The sequence below is a fragment of the Streptomyces yokosukanensis genome (assembly GCF_001514035.1).
GTDB lineage: Bacteria > Actinomycetota > Actinomycetes > Streptomycetales > Streptomycetaceae > Streptomyces > Streptomyces yokosukanensis.
The window spans coordinates 237142-255281 of sequence record NZ_KQ948217.1 but is presented as its reverse complement, the minus strand read 5'-3'; the positions used below and the strand labels follow the sequence as shown (position 1 = coordinate 255281).

Below are 18140 nucleotides of genomic sequence, written 5' to 3'. Positions count from 1 at the left end.
ATGTGGTGGGCGGATTGTTCACGTGCGCCCCGTGGCGCGCAGCCGGGCCAGGGTGCGGCGGCCTCGTTCGAGGAGTTCCAGGTCGCCATGGGCGACGCCGTATTGGATGGCGGATACCGCATCGAGAACCGAGAGGACGCCCAGGTGCTCCTCTTCGGCCGGGGTGAACGGCCGCCCGTAGCCGTCCATGACGGCCTTGTACAGGTCCGGGCGCCCGTCCCAGGCGTCGGACAGGCGCACGAAGTCCCGCACGGCCGGGCCGTCTTCACTGCGCTCGAAATCGATCACGTACAAGGTGCCGGTGGACTGGTCCCAGCGGAGGTTGCGCCGCTGGAAGTCGCCGTGCGTGGGCACCGTCTCCAGGGCGGGCAGGACCGCAGCCTTCTCGGCGGTCGCGCGGATGAACGCCTCGTCTCCTGGCTCAAGGTGGGCGCGCGCGGCGTCGAGGTGGCGTTGCAGCTTCCCGAGCGGCAAGGTGCTGCCGGTTGCCGGCTGGGTCGGGGCGCTGCGGTGGATGGTGGCCGCGAGCTGCCCGATGCTGTGGAAGATCCGCCGTTCCTCCTCGGGCGGGTGGATGATGCCATGCAGAGAGCGGCCCGGAACCGCGGTGATCACAACGGCCCGCAGTGACTCATCGGTAGCTACCAGGCGGGGCGCTGCCGCGCCCAGGCGTGAGACCCAGCCTCGGAATGCGGCCACCTCACGCTGGTGGAAGTGGTCGTTCTGGTGGATTTTGACGAACCACATTCCGTCCTCGGCGCCGCGCGCCCGCCACACCTGGCTGGCCTCCCGTGCCCAGGAGACATCCGACCAGCCGGTGATCCGGCCGACCGCCGACTCGGCGAACTTGCGCACCGCATGCTCGGGCATCGCGCCACCAGAACCGGCGTCGGGTACGAGGCTCATCCGGTCGACGGCCCGGTCGTAGGCGATCGGATCGTCGGACTCCTGGAAGTGCAGGGCGATCCGGGCCCCGGCCCGGTAGGCGTCCAGCCCGGCCCGGCAATAGGCGACCATCGGCTCAGGCAGCGCGTCGAGCGGAAACCAGCCCATGGCGTCGCACACGTCCGGCTCTATGACACGCGGCGTGCCGCTCCAGCGCCGGACCTCGAAGAAGAATCCGACGCGTGCACCGCCGCTGGGGGAGCGGTGGTGCACGGTGACCGCCGCGCAGACATCAGGAGGGTCGACGAGGACGCCTGTCTCCTCCAGGGTCTCCCTCACGAGCGCGGTGACGACGTCCTCTCCGGCATCAAGGTGCCCACTTGGAGCGTGCCAGTGGCCTGCCGCGTACACGTCGCCGGCCCGCCGGGACAGCAACACCTCGGGGCCGGTCTGGCCCTCGCGGATTGCGATCAGGTGCACGTCCAGCGGCTCGGTGTGCCGCCCGCCGCTCACCGGCCACAACCCGGGCGGCGCGCGAGCAGCACGGTGAACACCGCGTCCTCGACGAGCCCTTCGCCGAGGGCGTGCTCCTCCAGCAGTGAGCGGGCCTCCTGCTCGAATCGTGCATGCCTGTCGCCGAACAGTGCCGGGCGGGCGAAGCTCGTGCTGCGCAGGTAGCCGACCACTGCCGTCGGTGTCCACGTGCGGCGGACGGGGAACTGGTGCTCGGCAATGTCGCTGAACGCGGACTCGGCGAGGTCGTCCTGGTAGCGGCGGCCTGGTTCGGTGTACACACCTGTCGTGCCGGCCCGCCGCTCCTTGCCGAGGTAGGACTGGACGAGCTGCTTGAGATCGGCTGCCCATGACGCCGGGTGGGTCCACAGACTGCCGTCCCCGATCAGCGCGAACGTCGCGGCCGGAGCCGTGACCCGGTCGGCAATCGCCAGAACTGCGGGCCTGGACATCCAGTGGAAGGCCCGTGCGCAGGTGACCAGATGCGCGCGGTAGCCACCGTAGGGGGCGGTGAACTCCTCGGCCGGCATGGCGTGGAAAGCGATGGTTCCCCCGCTGGGCAGCGACGGAAGCCGGGCGGCGGCCTCGTGGAGCATGGCCTCGTCCGGATCCACGAGGTCCACCCGGACGATGTGAGGGACTGCGGGAATCAAAGCGGCCGGAACCTGGCCGGTGCCGGCGCCCAGGTCGAGCAGCACCGGCTGGTCGATGCCCTTCAGGACTTTGGCCAACAGACGGACCACTTCTTCGGGAATCCCGGGACGGTGGCGGGCGTAGTCGGAGGCCGCCGACTCGAACAGACTCACAGTGCTCCTTTTATGAGGGGAGATGGGTCAGGCGGATTGCCAGGGCGCGGGCGACAGGGTGGGCAGGGCCCAGTCCAGGGCGCTGGGCCCGGCGCCGCAGGTGACGTTCTGCGTCCCACCGTCCTCCGGAACGTCAACCCGGAACGCGCTCGGGCGGCCGGCCCGGACCCAGTGGGCGTGAACGTCCTCAAGCTCGGCCCACACATCCCTTGGTCCGTGGGCGCGTACCGTGGTGCCGTCTGGGTCGGCGACCGCCCAGGAGTCGTCATCCGGGGCGACGATGGTCATGGTGTCGGCCTGGAAGTCCCGGACCAGGCCCGGTGCCATGTGGGCGCGGGCCAGCTGGCGCTGGCCGTAGACGTTCCAGGCTTGGGTGTTGATGTCCTCGACGGGCACGGTGCCTCCTTGGCGGGCAGCGGCGTGGATCAGGTGTGCGAGATGAGGTAGGCGGGGCCTTCGCCGAGCCGGGCTCGTTCGATGGCGTCGAGACGGGCGAAGGCCCGGGGCGTCATCAACTCCTGCCAGGTGGAGATGTCGTGGATGGCCCACATGTCGTGCTCGGCGGGGTCGAGGCGGATCCGGCAGAGCTGGTCCGCGCTGAGCCGGCCTCCGTCGAAGATGAGCCCCATCTTGTTCAGGGGCAATCGGGGTCCGGCGTGCAGGAAGTGCGTCAGGAGCAGTCTCGGCGTTTCCAGGCCGAGTTCGAGGCCGGTCTCTTCGATCGCTTCGCGCTGGGCGGTCTGCAGCGGGTCCTCTCCTTGCGCGTCGAGGTTGCCGCCCGGGAGCTGCCAGAGCCGCGAGCCGTAGACCGAGCGTAGTTGGACCGGCCGGTCGTGTTCATCACGGATGTACAGGCAGCCGTACACCGTGTGGTGGGGGACGGTCTGCGCGTACTGCGTGGGCGTCATCGGCATGGGGCGGCCCGGGCGGGCCGGGCGGTGGTCGAATGCGAAGGCGAGGACGCCGAGCGTTTCCTTGGCCGGCGGATAGATGCTCTGGAGGTTCGCGAGCAGTTCTCCGGGTGGTCCGTCCGGGTCGATGCGCGCGGGGTCCTCGGAGTTGAGTAGATCCTCGAAGGAGGCGTATGGGGTGATCCGGTGCACGATGACGTCGAGTTCCTTGCCGGTGTCCCGGTCGTGGAAGACGACCGTGTCGCCGACTGTGACGGCCCGCTTTTGTGGGGTGGCCACCCTCACTTCGATGGTCTTGCGGCCTGCTTCCACTTGGCGGTAGTACCGCGGGAGCAGGTGCATGTGGTGTTCTTGCGGTGCGTCTCCGGTCGCCGGACTCGGGACGGCCGGGACCGCCTGTTGGGTGTCTTCAGGCACGCGTGCCTCCGGTGGATGCGGTGTGGCCGGTTGAGGTCTGTGGCCCGTGGAGGTTGCACCGGCGTTGCTCCGTGCAGGTGGCGACGCGCCCCACGGTCTGCTCGGCGGGCTGGCGCACTTCCTCGGGCGGGAGTTCCGGGTGCATGGAGGTGACGGCGCTCATGCCCATCCCGTTTCGGAGTAGAGGCGGCCGGCGCGGATGCCCTCGATGGCAGCTCGGGTGTAGGGGACGAGGTCGTCGGGGAGCGCGGCCGGGTCCCAAAAGTTCCACCGGGTGCACTTGTCCGGCTCGCGCAGTTCGGGCTCGCCGGTCCAGGTCCGGGCGCGGAAGAAGAGGCCCATGCGGGGCCGGTCCCCGGTGCGGTCGATGTGGTGGACGACGTGGACGAGTTCGATGTCCTTCGGCTGGATCTGCAGGCCGGCCTCTTCCTGTGTCTCTCTGATCAGGCAGGTGATGGCGCTCTCCTGCTCGCAGTGGCCGGCCAGTACGTGCCAGGTGGAGGGCGCGAACGCGGAGTCGGGGTGGCGTAGTCCGAGCAGCACCGTTCCGTCGGGCCGCTCCAGGTAGAGGTGGACGCCGATGACGTTGGGGACCGTGCCGGGTGGGGAGGCCGGGCGGGGCTCCTCGTCCGAGGCGGCCCCGGTCTGCGGCGCGGTGCTGGATGGGCTGGCCGTGCGGCTGGCCGCGTGACGCCGTACGAGGTCGCTGGTGGTGTCTGCGATGCGCAGGCGGTGGAGGTCGTGGGGGGCGAACCAGGCGAGCATCACCCCTTCTGTCAGGTGGAGTTCGCGGGGATCGCCGTTCCAGCGGCCGGCGTAGATGGCGATGGGCATGGTTGCACCGGCGTCGTCGGTTGCTTCCTCGATGCCGAACGGGGTCAGGTCGGCGATGTGGAGGCTGGCTTCCTCGTCCAGTTCGCGCCGCACGGTGTGTTCCAGGGTGGCGTCCTGGGGCTCTCGGCCGCCGCCCAGCAGTGACCACATGCCCGGCTCCCAGATCCGGCCGGGGTAGTAGTCGCGCAGGTGGAGCAGGTACTCGCCGCGGTCGTTGTAGATCAGGGCGGAGGCGTTGACGGTCTCCGGTTCGGCTTCGGGCGTGAGCTTGAGCAGCTTCTCGCGCAGGGAGGGGGAGAACACCCTGTCCACGGGCCGCCACTCGATGCCGCCGACCTCTTCCACCTGCAGCACGAACGGCACGTCCGCCGCCGTGCTCAGGCGGAAGAGGAATCGCAGGTCGAAGTGCTGGTGGCCCGGTTCCCCCTTGCCTGGACGGGCGTCCATGTCGTGGATGTCGATGTCGAACGGCACGGCCTCGTGGCCGGGCCACGGTGTCACGGCCTGGGGAAGGATGCCGGTCTCCTCGTGCAGCTCCCGAAGGGCCGCCCCTGCCAGGGAGTCGTCTTCGGGCTCGGTGTGTCCGCCGGGAGGTAGGACCTTCCCGCTCGCGAGGTGCAGCACGTGCAGGACGCGGCCGAGCGGATCGACGACGATTGCGCCGCAGGTGACGTGGCCGGAGAAGGTGGAACGACTGGCGATGTCGGTGGGACGGTCGAGGGCTTCCAGGAGGCCGCAGAGTTGCGTGCGCTCGTGAGGATGGCGAGCGAGGTAGGTCTCGACGGTGGTGCGGATGTGGTCGTGCGACAGCGGCATAGGGCTACCTCAGAAGGACGCAGGGCGGATCGAGTCAAGGCGGGATGGTCGTTCGTGTCAGCTCAGCCGCATCCCCTCCGCAGGCACTTCCTCGATGGCCGCGGGGCGAGCGGTGGGAAGGCCCCACCGCTTGAGGGCCGTCTCCGCGGCGAGTAGGGCTTGCCGCGCTCCTGGCGGGCCCCATCCCAGAAGGGCGGCTGCCTGGGCGGGGGTGGCGAGCAGACGTGCGAAGGGGCGTCCAGTAGCGGGGTCGACGGCCGCCGGTCCGATGTCGGTGACCCGGGCGGCCAGGCGGAGCCGGGCGTTGGGTCCCACTGAGCCGTAGACCTCGCCGGTCTCGTCCAGCACCCAGCCCAGTCGCACCGGATCGGTGAGGGTGACCTGGGCCTCCTCGGCGGCTTCGCGGTGGAGGGTGTCCTCGGGCGTTGGGTCGGTCTTCTCCACGGTGCCGCCGGGCAGCATAGGCAGCGCGCCCCGGGGGCCGGGGTCGGCAACGAGGACGACCCGGCCGTCGGGGACGAAGCACCACGCCCAGGCTTGCTGCACGGGGAGCCGCTCGGGAACGGGACCGCGGTTGAGGGGGCTGTCCCACAGAGGCCGGTAGCGGACGTGCACGTCATTGCGGTCCAGCGCCGGGACGTCGAGGATGTGCCGGCCGTCGGCGAGGTGGGCAGTGGCGGTGTTCCCGAGCCGGGCACGGTAAGCAGCGAGCATGATCTGCCCGTCCACCGGCCGCAGCCGCTGCACCGCGTCCCGGGTCTCCAGGAAGGCGAACTCGGACAGCTCCTCGCGCGGCAGGCGGATCGCCTCCACCTGGTCGGGAGTGAGGGTTCCCCCATCGAAGACGAACCGGATCTCCCCGGGGAAAGGCGTGCCGGGCTGGCCGTCGGGGTGCTGCGGGGAGAGGGAGTGGACGGCGAGAACGCCCGACAGCAGCAGGTTCGCCAGGCCCAGCTCCTCGGTGATCTCGCGCCGGCAGGTGACGTGCGGGTGTTCGCCGGGTTCGACGACTCCTCCGGGCAGCAGCCACCGGTCGTCCTCGCGGTAGGTGGGGTGAACGAGCAGGACACGGCCGACCTGGTCAGTGACGAGCGCGGCGGCGCCGACCCACACCGCGTGCCGGGAGGCGGCCTGCTGCCCTGCGGACCCGGCGGCACGCGGTGCAACATGATCCGAACGTGAGACGGGAGTGGTCATTGACTCTGCCTTCCTCGACGGTGGGCGGGCGTGTGTTCGGCGCGGGCCGGGGAGCGGATCTGTTCTTCGGACCAGCTCGGATTGCCGGCCCGCAGCCCCCGCGTATTCCTCGAAGTACGACCGCTGGAGCTGGGGTGGCCGGTATCCCTCGAAGAACAACAGCCGGAGCCCGGCAGGAAGCTGCGATTGGGCATGAACGAGGCGTTCCACGACGCCCTGACGTAGGTACGCGAAGTGACCGGCCGGCTCGGACTTGAAGCCGCCGACCAGCAGGTCTTGATAGGCCCGGACGTCGATGAGTGGTTCGCCGCACTCCTCGACAGGGGTGGCGGCCACGCGCGGGCCGGGCATCAGGATGACGTTCAAACGGATCTCCTTGACGGACGGGGTTCGCGATGCCGCCACAGGCTCGTACGCGGGGATGGCTTCAGCATTAGAGGCTTGTGCGGTGCGGGCGCGTCCAGTCGAAGTCGAGGCGGGCGTGCCGCTTCATGAGGGTGCGGGCGCCCTTCTCTTTGGTGTCGCCGCCGAGGCGGGAACGGACCGTCAAGCGGGGAGCGTCGCGGATGTGGTGGTCGCGGTCCCAGACGATGACCTGCTGCGTCATCTCCTCAGTCAGTTGTTTGGCGGCCGGTCCGTAGGCGTGGATGCACCACTCCCATGTGGAAGGGCCGGTCTGCTGGAGGAGCAGGAGGGCAAGGGAGCTGTCTCGGACCACTGCTGCCGCGTCCCAGCCCTTGGCGCGCTCGACGACCCCGGTGTCGAGGTCCGGGTCGACGGCCAGGCGGCAGAAGCCTTCCATCGTGGTGGCGAGCCACAGCATGAGCTTGTCGAAAGGGGTGTTGCCGGGCATCGTGACACCGGTCCGGCGTTCGAGCCGCCGTGCCTCTAGGGCCCAGGTGAGCTGCTCGGCGTCCGCCGTTCCGCCCTCTGGGAACCGCACGCGGATTTCCCCGCCACGCAGAGACACGACGTCTTCCACCTGCGCTCCGGCGCCTTGCATAGGGACGAACCCGCACACCGTGTAGGAGCGGCTGACCAGCTCATGGCCGCGCTTCTCGAAGGCGATGGCCCAGCTGTACCCGTGGATGGTCAGTGGGACCACGAGGCGCCCGCCCTCAACGAGCGAGGTGATCCAGGCCGGCGGGATGTCGGGGGCCTGGGTGGTCACGATGATCGCGTCGAGGGAGCCGGTGTCGGTGAAGCCGGGAGCACCGTGCTCGCCGTCGCCCAGCACGACACACACCCGGTCGTACCCGGCGGCGGGCAGGAACCGTGCCGTGCGCTCGACGACGAACGGATCGATGTCCATCGTGATGATCCGCCCACCCGGGCCGACAACTTCCTGCATGAGGGCTGCGTTGGGGCCGTTGGAGCCGATCTCCAGCGCGGTGTCGCCCGCGCGGAGGGCGGCCTCACGGAGCATGACGGCCTGCAGCCAAGGCGCCGAAACCGTGCTGGTGGCCTTGCCGTTGCGGTCGCGCTTGGTGGGGACGACTGCGTCGGCCGCGGCGTACACGGTCTCCAGGTCGACGCCGGGGAGGAAGAGGTGGCGGCGTACACGCCGGAAGGCCGTCTCGACGGAGGCGTCGTTGATGTAGCCCTGGTCGATCAGTTGGTCGGTCATCTTCTGGCGCAGCTGCTGGCTCTCGCGTGCCCGCTCGGGGGACTCAGGCGCCACAGGCTGGCGGGCGAGGGTGCGGTGTACGGGCGGCAGGTCCTGGAGGAGGCCGGGCCAGGCGACGTCCAGGACGTGCGCGCTCGGCGTGAACAGTGTGCCGGCGAGGGCAGGGATGTCGGCGGGCCAGTGCCATTCCCAACGGTGGAACAGGTGGGGTTCGGTCACGGTCGGGGTGCCCTGGTGCGCTGTGACGCGGACGGCGGCCGTGAGGCGCGGGATGTCGTGCGTGGCGTCCATCAGGACAGCGAGCACCTGGGCGTCGTCCGCCGAGGCGTGCAGGCTGGTTTCCTCGGCCAGCTCGCGTACGGCTGCCTGCTCGAAGGACTCGCCAGGGCTGGGCTTGCCGCCGGGAAGTTCCCAGACGCCGCGTACGGACCGGCCCAGCAGCACGCGGCCCTGCTCGTCGGTGACCACGACACCCGCGCCGATGAGGCCCTGCGGCGTAGGGCGCCGCTTGTCGGCGACGGCCACGGGGGCTGTGGTGGGCTCCTGGAGCACCAGCACGGCCATTCCATCGGCGTCGAACCGGTCGGCCATGGCCCATCCGCTCGTGACCAGCGCGATCTCCTCTTCGTCGAGGGCAATGTCGCGCCGGTCTGCAGGGACACCGCTCGCGAGCGGCGTGATGATGCAGACCGTGCCGCCGGGGCGGAGATGCTCACGCAGGCGGTTCGACAGCCAGGTGCGGTTGCCGAGGAAGGCATAGCTCATGCGGAAGATGATCAGGTCGTACGCGGCGTGAGGCAGGGCGGCGAGGTTGTCGTGTTCGATGTCGTGTTTCAGAAAGCGCACGGCGACGCCGTCCGGGGCCTGAGCGGCGGCTCGTTCGATGGCCGACTCCGCATAGTCGACGGCATCGACCACGTACCCCAGCTCGTGGAGATGAAGGGCGAGTTCGCCCAGGCCGCAGCCCACGTCCAGCGCGACGGCGGAGCCCTGCGGGCGCAAGGCGGAATCCAGTACGGCACGTTCGGCGTCGGTCAGGGCCCGGAAACTCTCGCCGCGGGCGTAGTGGCCGTGCCATTCGCCCTGCTGCGTGTATCCCACCGAGGCTGCTCCTTACGGTCGAAGTGGGTTGGTCAGGCGCTCTGGGTGCGATGGAGGCGGCGCAGGGTCCGGCGGCTGCGCTCGACGACCTCGGGGTCGTCGTGGGTGAGGCCGTAGGCGATGCCGCTGAGGGCGTCGAGGGCCTCCTCACACTCCATGTGCTCGGCTTCGAGCGGTGTCAGGGGCCTGCCGTACCCGGTGAAGAAGGCAGCGCGCAGGTCTTCGCGGCCGTCCCAGAGGTCGGCCAGGCGTACGAAGTCGTGGCCCCGTTGCCGTTGCTCGGCTCGCTCAAAGTCGAAGACGCCGACCAGGCCGGCGTCGGTGAGCAAGGCGTTGCGCAGCTGCAAGTCGCCCAGGGTAGGGACACGCTCGCCGGGCGGCAGGCTGTCGTAGCGCGTGGTCAGCCGGCGTACCAGGTCCTCGTCGGCGGAGGACAGCAGCGGCCGGGCTGCCTGAAGGTGACGGTCCACCTTCTGGGTGCGGGAGACCGGCGGTTGCTCGGCCGGGTGGCCAGGGGCGCTGTCGTGGAAGGCCCGCGCGATCTCACCGAGCTGCTGGTGCACACGGCGCTCGTCGGTGGATGCCAGGGTGAGGCCGTGGAGGTTACGGCCGGGTAGTTGGGTCAGGACGACCGCCAGGAGCCGGTCGTCCGAGGCGACCAGGCGCGGGGCGCGTTCGCCGAGAGCGCGCACCCACTCCCGGTATGCGAACACCTCACGCGAGTAGAACTTCTCGCTCGGGTGCTGCTTGAGGTACCAGGTGCCGCCCGACCTTCCGGTCATCTTCCAGACTCGGCTGGTGGTACGGCTCCATGAGGCGTCCTCGATTGCCGCGAGCGGGCCGACGGCCTGCTCGGCGAACCTCCAGAGTGCCTGCGAAGGGCCAGCCAGATCACGGGAGTTGGTCTCGGACAGCAATTGCAGCCGGTTCGGGCAGGCCGTGGTGTAGGCGATCGGATCGTCGGGCTGCTGGAAATGGATGGCGAAGTGACGTCCGGCGCGCAGGGCCTCCAGCCCGGCGCGGGGGTAGGCGACCATGTCCGGCGGGAGGCGGTCGAGGGCGTACCAGGCCATCTCGCTGCACAGATGGGGCTCGCGGATGTGCGGCTCACCCGTCCAGGACCGGACGGCGCCGAAGACACCCACGCGCGCAGAGCCAGTGGGGCTGCGGTGATGGACGACAGCGGCGATCTGAACATCGCCAGGGGCGATGGCGACGCCGATTTCCTCGGCGGCCTCGCGGACGAGGGCCTCGACGGCGTCCTCGTGGGCACCGTCGATGTGGCCCGAGGGCATGTGCCACAGACCGGTGGCGTAGACGTCCCCGGTCCGGCGGGTGAGCAGGACTTCCCATTCGGTCGCGCCGGGGCGTAGGAGGACCGCGTGTACGTCGATGGGCGCGGCGAAGCGTTCACTGGCTGCCGGCGGTGGCGTCGCTGCGGGCGGCTGTGCCGGTGTGGGGGCGGAAGCGCTCATGCTGGCTCCGAGGCGGGCGTGGTGGGGTCCGGTGCCGTGGTCTGGTCCGGGACGGTCTGGTTGAAGGCGTGGGACTGGAGCAGATAGGCGTCGCGGAAGGCTCCCGTGCCGGTGTGGGGGTCCATGAGCTGGTCGAAGGCGCCCTGCTCGACGACGCGGCCGTGGTCGAGGACGACGATGGTGTCGGCGTGCCGGACGCTGTGCAGGCGGTGGGTGACCAGGACGACGGTTTGACCTTGGCCGGCCAGGGCGCGGATCTGGTCGAACACGCGCTGCTCGGCGGCCGGGTCGAGGGCGCTGGTGGGTTCGTCCACCACGAGTACCTGGCCTGAGCGGAACCGCCCGCGGGCGATGCCGATCTTCTGCCACTGTCCGCCGGAGATGTTCTGCCCGCCTTTGTAGCCGCGCTGCAGGAGCGTGCCGAGCCCGCGGGGCAGCTCGTCGATGACCGTGTCGGCACCCGAGTACGTGGCCGCCTCCATGATCGGCTCGTCGTCGAACGGGCGGCGGGGGCGGCCGATGCCGATGTTCACCCGGGCGGTGAAGGGCCACCGATAGAAGTCCTGGTTCACGGCGGCGACGCGGTCGAAGACCTGTGCGCGGTCGGCGCGGACCGCATCCACGCTGTCCCACCAGATGTGTCCCTCGTCGGGCGCGTAGAGCCCGCACAGCAGCTTGACGAGGGTCGACTTGCCGGAACCGTTGCTGCCCACCAGTGCGATCGTCTTGCCCGCAGGCAGTACCAGGTCCACTTCGGACAGCGCCGGATTCTCCTTGCCCGGGTAAGTGAAGGTCACCTTCTCGAAGCGAATCTCCTCTACGTGTTCGGGGAGGTCCTGGCCACCGTCCGGGATGGCGCGGCGGTCGGCTTCCGTGCACAGCCGCTCGAAGTCCCCGACGAACAAGCTCTCCTGGTGGACGTCGGAGATCTGCAGGACGCATCGGCGCAGGGCCGAGGAGCCGGAGCGGATGGCCAGCACCGCGGTCCCGGCGACGGACAGCTGCATTGACCCGGTCCACAGCAGCACACCGAGCATTCCGTACGTGGCGGCGGTGGCGGCGCCGGTCGCGGCGGAGGACAGCAGACCGGTACGGGCATCGAGCCGGGCCAGCCGGGACTGCTCCCGCTCGCTGGTGTCGGCCATGCCCCGGAAGTGCTCCAGCAGGAACGGGCCCATCGCATACAGGCGGATCTCGGCGGCGGCCTCCTGGCTGATCAACAGCCGGGTCAGCAGCTGCGCAGCGCGGGCGTGCTGCACGAACTGGTGGAAACTGACGTACCGGCGGCGAGCCTTGGCCATTGCACCCCACGCGCTGGGCAGCGTCATCGCGGCCAGCAGCGGCAGCAAGGCCCAGTGCAGCACGGTGAGAACCCCGGCTGCGGCGATCAAAGAGATCAGCGCGTTGACCACGGTCGTGGTGTACTTCACCATCCGGCGGGCCGACTCCGCGCCCCAGGACGCTGAGTCCAGCAGCCGGTGGAATTCGTCGTCCTCGACCGCTTTCAGCTCAACCCGCGAGACCAGCGTCAGGTACCGCTCCGTGGCCACTCGCTGGACTTTGGGCTCCAAGGCCCCCGTCGCGGCGGTCGACGCCGCCGCACACAGTGCCCCGACAACTCCCATCACCGACACGGCCATCAGGACGGGAAACGCATGGGTGATCCGCTCCGTGATCGTCCCCGCACCCAGTAGATGGCTCAGCACCGAATTGACGGCCACCAGGCCGACCGCCTGGGTGACTCCCGAACCGATCTCGGCCACGGCCACCGTGCGCAGCGCCCGCCGGTCCGCCCAATGCGCCAGCCGCACCGACGTAGCCACCAAACGGGGAAGCTGCCGGGCCATCGACCACAAGGACAACCCCAGCCACGCCCCGTGGTGGGCGTTCCAGCCCACGTCGTACTCCAACTGACCGCCGAACAGCAGCATCTCCGATGCCGACACCGATTTCTCAGCTTCCTCCGCATCGGGCTGCGGAGCCGTGTCTTCGCTCATGACCGCTCCTGTGCCGGGGCGGGAATGCCCGGTGCGGCCGGGGCGGACAGCGCCCACTCCAGAGGTGCTGGTCCGGTGGCGGATGTGACGTGCTGGGATCCGTCGGCGGCGACCTCCAAGCGGTAGGAGGTCGGCTCGCCGGCCGCCAGCCAGCGCGCGTGCACCTCCTCGACTTCGGCCCAGACGGGCCGTTCGCCGACGGACTCGGCCATCCAGCTGCCGTCTGCCGCAGGGCGCACGACGACCCACGAGTCCTCGTCAGGGGCGACGAGCGTCAGGTGCTCGGCCCGGTAGTCCCGCACCAGCCCAGGGGCCAGATGATCGAGGGCGAGCCACAGGCCGTACGCACTCTCGTCCGGTGGCGCCAACGATGTATGCCGGCGCGAGCCGGGCTCGGCGGCGATCCGCTCGCGATGGGCGAGCACGGTGAGCCATTCCAGCCCGTGCGCAGGGCGATGACCACTGCGCACCCCGCGCAACGTGGCCTCCACACGCCCCCGCGCGGTCTTCTCCACAACGGCACGTCCCGGCCAGCTCGGCGACCGGGTCGTGATAGTTGTCAACAGCCGACCACCATCGGCCAGTTGATCAAGCCAGTGCGGCGGGACGGCCTCGACCGCGAAGCCGGACAGCACCCGGTCGTACGGACCGAAGGCAGGCGCTCCGGCATATCCGTCTCCGGTGACGGCGCGGGGGCGGAAGCCGAGCGGGGCCAGGCGCTCCAGGACCGCTTCCACCAGATGCGGGTCGCGGTCCACGAGTGTCACCCGCTCCGGTCCGCAGATCAGGCACGCCGCCGCCCCGGTGACCCCGGGGCCGCTGCCCAAGTCAAGGAAGGACTGCCCCCTCTGCGGCTGGAGTTCGCCGAGGAACGCGGCGGTCATCGACAGCACGCTGGACATGGACGTGATGCGCCCGCCGGTCACCACTCCCCGCCGCTGCCCGTCCAGGCGTTCACCATCGTGCTGGACGCGGACGCTGTCGCCGCTGTAGAGAACCTTGATCCACTCTTCGCGGTCCTCGGGATGCGCCCCGTCCAGCAGCTTCCACACTCCCGGCTCGACACCGTCGGGTACCTGGCGTACGTACGCTCGCGGGATCAGTACGTCCAGACGCAGGGCGAGCAGAACCTCGCGCACGACCGGGACCAGGGGCTGGTCGGCTTCCAGCCGGGCGACCATTTCCTGGCGTGCCCGCCAGGCCCGGGGGTCCTCCTCGGGCAGGGGAGGAGGTGGCGCGGTGTGGGGAGCGGCAGGGGTGATGTGGTGCATGCGGACCTCCAACGAGCAGGGCGAATCGGCGGGCGCGGGTGCGGTGCGGTCAGGACTCCTTCGGTGGCGTCACGGGGGGACAGGAGACGGAGCGGTCACGGATTGCCTCCTCGCCGGTGGCGGGCATGCGGATATTGGCGCGGGGGCTCCCTGTGACGAAGTGCTCCAGCAGGGCTCCGGTGAAGGGGTGAGCGTCGAGGGGAGGTTCACCCGGTTCGGCCCACACCAGCTCGGTGTGCCTGTCCGGCTCGGCGTTGAACGGCTCACCGCTCCAGGTCTGGGTGGTGAACAACAAGGCGAGCCGGCGCTCCCCATCGGGAGAGATCAGATGCGCGGTACAGCACAGCCACAGATCCTCGGGATCGACGTGCACCCCGACTTCCTCACGGACCTCGCGGCACGCCCCGTCCTCGAACCACTCGTCGCGGTCGAGATGGCCGCCGACGATGGTGAGTTGCCCGGTGTACCGGGGCTCGGCTCGGCGGAGCAATAGCACGCGGCCGTCCTGTCGGTGTAGGAGGACAAGTACGTCGACGATGCTCTTGTAGCGGTCAGTCATGTGAGCCCCCTTGCAGGGGGCGACGCGGGGGCTCTCCGCCGCGCGCTGGGGCCCCGGTGCGCCAGGTCCCGGAGGCCGCAGGTGCCCGTTCTGTTCGAAGTCCCGCGGAACGTCGGTGCGTCGCATGCCGGGATGCATTGCGCCTCCTCGTTGACGTGAAGCTCGGACAGATGCTCGGACTAACGGCCTCGGAAGGAACGCGTTCGGGGGTGGTGCGGGCGAATTCTTCGAGCGAATGTGCGGATTTGGTGTCCCGGGCTAGAGGTGACTGGAAGCGGCGCCTGTTCGACCACGTTGGTGGGCGTCCGAGTGTGAACCGAACACGATCCGGTGATTGCGCGGCCCTTTGTGCGGCGTGCCGCGCAGAGGGCTTCTGAGCCCGGCCGGCGGCGTGCCTCCGTGTCCAATAGGTGCCGCAAAGCTGGGATGGAGCGGCCCGGTGCATGCACGAGGGGAGTGCCGGGGCATGGCGGGGGCAGGCCGCGGCGCCAAGTGGCCACGGCTCGTGAAGCGCGAACGGGTCTTTGTGTGGGGTGTGCCGGCTTACGCAGAAGCCTCCTGCTCCAGGGAAGCGCTCCAACGGGCGAGGGCGTGTTGGTCTGGGGCGAGCAGTGGAGCGACGGGTCGGCTGAGGTAGCTGTGCTCGACGAGGTAGAGGCCCGCGGTGCCGGCGTAGCCAGGGAACAGCTCATTGAGGCGGGCCATCACGGTCTGCGGTTCGGCGTCGTCGGCGTTGAGGAGGCAGTGGGCGAGGATCTTGCGGTTCCATACGTCGATGCCGAAGACGGCTGGGTCGCGCGAGGCGTGGGAGGCGATGACCGCGGCGGTGTAGGGCCCGACTCCCTTGATTTCCTGGACGGCCTCCATGAGGTTTCCGGCGGCCTGGAGGTCCTCGGTGCTGTGGTCGCGGAAGTAGGCCGCGTAGTGCGGCATGCTCTTGGCGCGAAAGCCCAGCCGGTCCTGTTCCTTCAGCGTCTCGGGCGGGACATGGGCGATCTCGTTTGGGGTGAACCAGGCCCGCAGCGTGATCCCGTCGAAGCGGACGAGACGGCCGTAGTGGATCAGCAGGTTGCGGGTCATCTGGGTGGTGCGGGCGATCGTGACGTTCTGCAGCAGCAGGGCGATCACGGCGATCTCGAAGTGGTCCTCGGGGCAGGACTGCCGCATCCCGCCCAAGTCTGTGAGCGCCTGGCGCATCGCGGGCACGCGTGTCGCGAGTTCCGTGAACGCTGCCTGGTCTTCGTCCAGGCCGTATGAGGAGACCAGCCGGCGGGCGAGCTGCTGACGCTGGTCGGGCTTGAAATCCCCGTCAGCGTAGACATCGGCGATGACCGTGCGACCCTCGGCCCGCAGCCGTACACCGACGACGAGGTTGTCGATGCGGAAGGTACGCCAGCTGTGGGCTTGGGTGTGGGCTTCGAGGCCGGTGGCGTAGTGGGACGGCTTCCAGAAGGTGTGCAGGGCGTTGAACTCCCCGTCGCCGGTGACGGGGAGTTCGAGGGTGTCGGTGTGGTCGAGGGTGCGGGGGGTCACGTCAAGCTCCTGGGTGGCGGCCGTGGGTCGATCGGAGGCGGGAGTCGTCGTGGGGTGGGCCATCGGGCGGGGCGGGGCCGCCGGTCGTGGCGTGGTCGTAGAGAGCGAGGGTGCGGCGCAGATGCTGGATGAGGGCCGTTCGCAGATCGGTGGGCTCGACGACTTCGACGTGGGGCCCGTAGCTGGTGACTAGCGGAATGAGCCATTCCCAGCGGTCGACGAACAGCACGATCGACAAGAATCCGTCGTCGTGTTGGCGGATGCGCGAGGTGGACTTCAGGCTCAGGCGTAGCAGCTCGTCCCGAGCGCCGGGGGCCACTCGGAGGGTCACGCGGATATCGCCCTTGCCGTAGTCCTCCATGGTCTGGGCCCACCAGTCTCGGACGGAGAAGTCTTCGGGATAGGCGAAGGTGAGGTCGGTGGGGTGGAGCCGGTTGACCAGGTTGAGCCGGAAGCGGGTGGGGTTGCCCGTGGTGCGGGCGGCGACCATGTGCCACTCGCCTGCCTTCCAGACCGCCCCGTAGGGCTTGAGCAGGGCCGTTTCCTGATAGCCGTCCTTGGTGCGCCAGGTCGTCTCAAGCGCCGTCGCGGTGAGCATGGCGGTGCGCAGGACTGGCAGGTGGCCGGAGCCTTCGTCGCGCCAGTACCAGTCGGCGGTGTCGAAGTGGATGCGCTGGGCCAGGCGCCGGATGACGTCCTGGACCGTGTCGCTGACGCCCGCCATACGGGCCCGGCCCTCTGCTTCTGCGTCCGGGTTGGGAGAGTCGAGGAAGCCGAGGACGTAGAGCCGCAGGGCGTGATCGGAGTCGATGGTGAGCGGGTCCAGCGCGGTGTCGGCGGCCAGCCGGTAGCCGCCGGTTTTGCCGGGGGTGGCTTGAACGGGGATGCCGGCGGCGGTGAGGGCGGCCATGTCGCGGTACACGGTGCGTTCGGTGACGCCGAAGCGGGCCGCGATCTCCGGCGCGGGCACGTTGGTCCGGCTGCGGAGCAGGTGCACGATGTTCAGCTGTCGGGCCCGTGCGGCGTCGACCATCAGCGCACTGCTCCCAGGGGGTAGATCTGGCCCGTGGTGTATGACCAGTGCGCGGCGGTGGCCAGCTCGATGCACGCGGCGGAGACCTCGTCCAGCGTCAGGGGCCGGCCCCAGGGCAGTTGGGCGAAATATCCGTCGGGGTCGGTGACGCCCTTGAGTGACATGACGTGGTGAGCAAGGGGCGAATCGATGAGCGAGGGGGCGAGCAGGTTGACCCGGACGCCGTGTTGCTCCTCCTCTTTGGCCACCGTGACGACGAGCGATTCGAGAGCGGCCTTTGCCGCGGTGTAGGGGCCGTTGTTCGCGCGAGCGGCCTGCCCGGCGTCTGACCCGATGGCCAGGATCGACGTTTTGTCGGACCGAGCCCGGTGGGCCACGGCGTGCCAGGTGCGGACGAAACTGAGGGCGTTGGCCTCGTGGACGCTCTGGAACTCGCCGATTGCGGTCTGGGCCACCGGCCGCTTGCTGGAGGGTGCCCCGACGCAGGCGAAGACCGCGTGCAGCCGACCGGACTGCGTGTCGACCGCCTGCCGCAGCGCCTCGGTTGACGCGTCGGCGGCGGCGTCGAAGTGCACCCAGGTGCTGTCCCCGCCTTGCCGAACGAGCCCGGGGGCATGGGTGTTGTAGGTGGCGACGATCCGCCAGCCTGCCTCGCTGAGCCGGTTGTGGATCGCGGCGCCCAGCGCCCCGCTGGCGCCGGTGATGACAGCTAGCGGGGCACTGGTGGACGGGGGCGGGGTCACCGGGTGCCGGCCTCCGGCTGCGCGGGTGCGTCGGGATGGTCCGTATCCCACATCTCACCGAACCGCATCTGCTCGTCGGGGATGTCGAAGAGCGCCCCGATGCTGCGGGCGTGGGCGATGGCGCCGGTGTCGCCGCGGGGGATGTCGACCACCGTGTGCGGGAAGGCGACCAGCATGCGCTCCTCGTCCAGCAGGTGCGCGTAGTACAGCCGTGGCTTCAGCGCGGCGGCCAGCTCCAGCGCGAGTGCCGCGGCCCGCTCGGCCGGCACCGTCACCTCGGTGATCTCGATCGGGGTGTGCTCGTCCAGCAGATGCGGGTAGCGGCGGTCTTCCATGCCGGAGAACGCTGCTGGGAGCGAGCCGCTGGCAAGGCTTTCGGTGATCACCACGGCGCGCAAGGTTGGGCTGGCCACGTTGGACAG

Annotated in this window: 15 protein-coding genes; all 15 read right to left on the bottom strand. The window is 69.8% G+C overall.

Features of this window, described 5'->3' with window-relative positions:
* Positions 1 to 18: 18 nt before the first annotated feature.
* Positions 19 to 1398: a phosphotransferase gene (locus tag AQI95_RS28830; RefSeq protein WP_107121772.1), complete on the bottom strand. Its 1380-nt coding sequence runs from the start codon at positions 1396 to 1398 to the stop codon at positions 19 to 21.
* Positions 1395 to 2204 (bottom strand): class I SAM-dependent methyltransferase, encoded by an 810-nt coding sequence (locus AQI95_RS28825; RefSeq protein WP_067130073.1) that lies wholly within the window; start codon positions 2202 to 2204, stop codon positions 1395 to 1397. The genes AQI95_RS28830 and AQI95_RS28825 overlap by 4 nt, the downstream gene beginning before the upstream one ends.
* Before the next feature lie 27 nt (positions 2205 to 2231).
* Positions 2232 to 2600 carry a hypothetical protein gene (locus AQI95_RS28820; protein WP_067130070.1) on the bottom strand — a complete coding sequence of 123 codons (369 nt, stop codon included), beginning with the start codon at positions 2598 to 2600 and terminating at the stop codon, positions 2232 to 2234.
* 29 nt (positions 2601 to 2629) lie between these two features.
* On the bottom strand, positions 2630 to 3457 hold the full coding sequence (locus AQI95_RS28815; protein ID WP_067130067.1) for an NUDIX domain-containing protein: 828 nt from the start codon (positions 3455 to 3457) through the stop codon (positions 2630 to 2632).
* Between the two features lie 234 nt (positions 3458 to 3691).
* Positions 3692 to 5182 carry an NUDIX domain-containing protein gene (locus AQI95_RS28810; RefSeq protein WP_067130064.1) on the bottom strand — a complete coding sequence of 497 codons (1491 nt, stop codon included), beginning with the start codon at positions 5180 to 5182 and terminating at the stop codon, positions 3692 to 3694.
* 57 nt (positions 5183 to 5239) lie between these two features.
* Entirely contained in the window at positions 5240 to 6379 is a 1140-nt protein-coding gene (locus AQI95_RS28805; RefSeq protein WP_067130062.1) for an NUDIX hydrolase, read from the bottom strand.
* Positions 6380 to 6812: 433 nt separating this feature from the next.
* Complete coding sequence (gene fxlM / locus AQI95_RS28800; RefSeq protein WP_067130059.1) at positions 6813 to 9107, bottom strand: methyltransferase, FxLD system; 2295 nt, start codon at positions 9105 to 9107, stop codon at positions 6813 to 6815.
* 32 nt (positions 9108 to 9139) lie between these two features.
* Positions 9140 to 10582 carry a phosphotransferase gene (locus AQI95_RS28795; protein ID WP_079071524.1) on the bottom strand — a complete coding sequence of 481 codons (1443 nt, stop codon included), beginning with the start codon at positions 10580 to 10582 and terminating at the stop codon, positions 9140 to 9142.
* Complete coding sequence (locus AQI95_RS28790; protein ID WP_079071523.1) at positions 10579 to 12579, bottom strand: ABC transporter ATP-binding protein; 2001 nt, start codon at positions 12577 to 12579, stop codon at positions 10579 to 10581. Before AQI95_RS28790 ends, AQI95_RS28795 begins: the two co-directional genes overlap by 4 nt.
* The gene (locus AQI95_RS28785) at positions 12576 to 13850 is read right to left on the bottom strand and encodes a hypothetical protein (protein WP_079071522.1); all 1275 of its coding nucleotides are present in this window, start codon (positions 13848 to 13850) and stop codon (positions 12576 to 12578) included. Before AQI95_RS28785 ends, AQI95_RS28790 begins: the two co-directional genes overlap by 4 nt.
* 49 nt (positions 13851 to 13899) lie before the next feature.
* A complete protein-coding gene (locus tag AQI95_RS28780) occupies positions 13900 to 14409 on the bottom strand; it encodes an NUDIX domain-containing protein (protein ID WP_067130050.1) in 510 nt (169 codons plus the stop codon).
* A gap of 543 nt (positions 14410 to 14952) precedes the next feature.
* Complete coding sequence (locus AQI95_RS28775; RefSeq protein WP_067130047.1) at positions 14953 to 15942, bottom strand: DNA glycosylase family protein; 990 nt, start codon at positions 15940 to 15942, stop codon at positions 14953 to 14955.
* Position 15943: 1 nt separating this feature from the next.
* Entirely contained in the window at positions 15944 to 16975 is a 1032-nt protein-coding gene (locus AQI95_RS49905) for a helix-turn-helix transcriptional regulator (RefSeq protein ID WP_067130044.1), read from the bottom strand.
* Positions 16975 to 17718, bottom strand: coding sequence for an SDR family NAD(P)-dependent oxidoreductase (locus AQI95_RS28765; RefSeq protein WP_067130041.1), 744 nt, complete (start codon positions 17716 to 17718; stop codon positions 16975 to 16977). The genes AQI95_RS49905 and AQI95_RS28765 overlap by 1 nt, the downstream gene beginning before the upstream one ends.
* Positions 17715 to 18131, bottom strand: a complete 417-nt coding sequence (locus AQI95_RS28760; protein WP_159056595.1) for a hypothetical protein — start codon at positions 18129 to 18131, stop codon at positions 17715 to 17717. The genes AQI95_RS28765 and AQI95_RS28760 overlap by 4 nt, the downstream gene beginning before the upstream one ends.
* Positions 18132 to 18140 lie beyond the last annotated feature (9 nt).

Bases quoted from the DNA above. Each gene is read 5' to 3' on its own strand.
- AQI95_RS28815 (WP_067130067.1), bottom strand. From the start codon at position 3,457: ATGCACCTGCTCCCGCGGTACTACCGCCAAGTGGAAGCAGGCCGCAAG.
- AQI95_RS28810 (WP_067130064.1), bottom strand. From the start codon at position 5,182: ATGCCGCTGTCGCACGACCACATCCGCACCACCGTCGAGACCTACCTC.
- AQI95_RS28805 (WP_067130062.1), bottom strand. From the start codon at position 6,379: ATGACCACTCCCGTCTCACGTTCGGATCATGTTGCACCGCGTGCCGCC.
- AQI95_RS28795 (WP_079071524.1), bottom strand. From the start codon at position 10,582: ATGAGCGCTTCCGCCCCCACACCGGCACAGCCGCCCGCAGCGACGCCA.
- AQI95_RS28790 (WP_079071523.1), bottom strand. From the start codon at position 12,579: ATGAGCGAAGACACGGCTCCGCAGCCCGATGCGGAGGAAGCTGAGAAA.
- AQI95_RS28785 (WP_079071522.1), bottom strand. From the start codon at position 13,850: ATGCACCACATCACCCCTGCCGCTCCCCACACCGCGCCACCTCCTCCC.
- AQI95_RS28780 (WP_067130050.1), bottom strand. From the start codon at position 14,409: ATGACTGACCGCTACAAGAGCATCGTCGACGTACTTGTCCTCCTACAC.
- AQI95_RS49905 (WP_067130044.1), bottom strand. From the start codon at position 16,975: ATGGTCGACGCCGCACGGGCCCGACAGCTGAACATCGTGCACCTGCTC.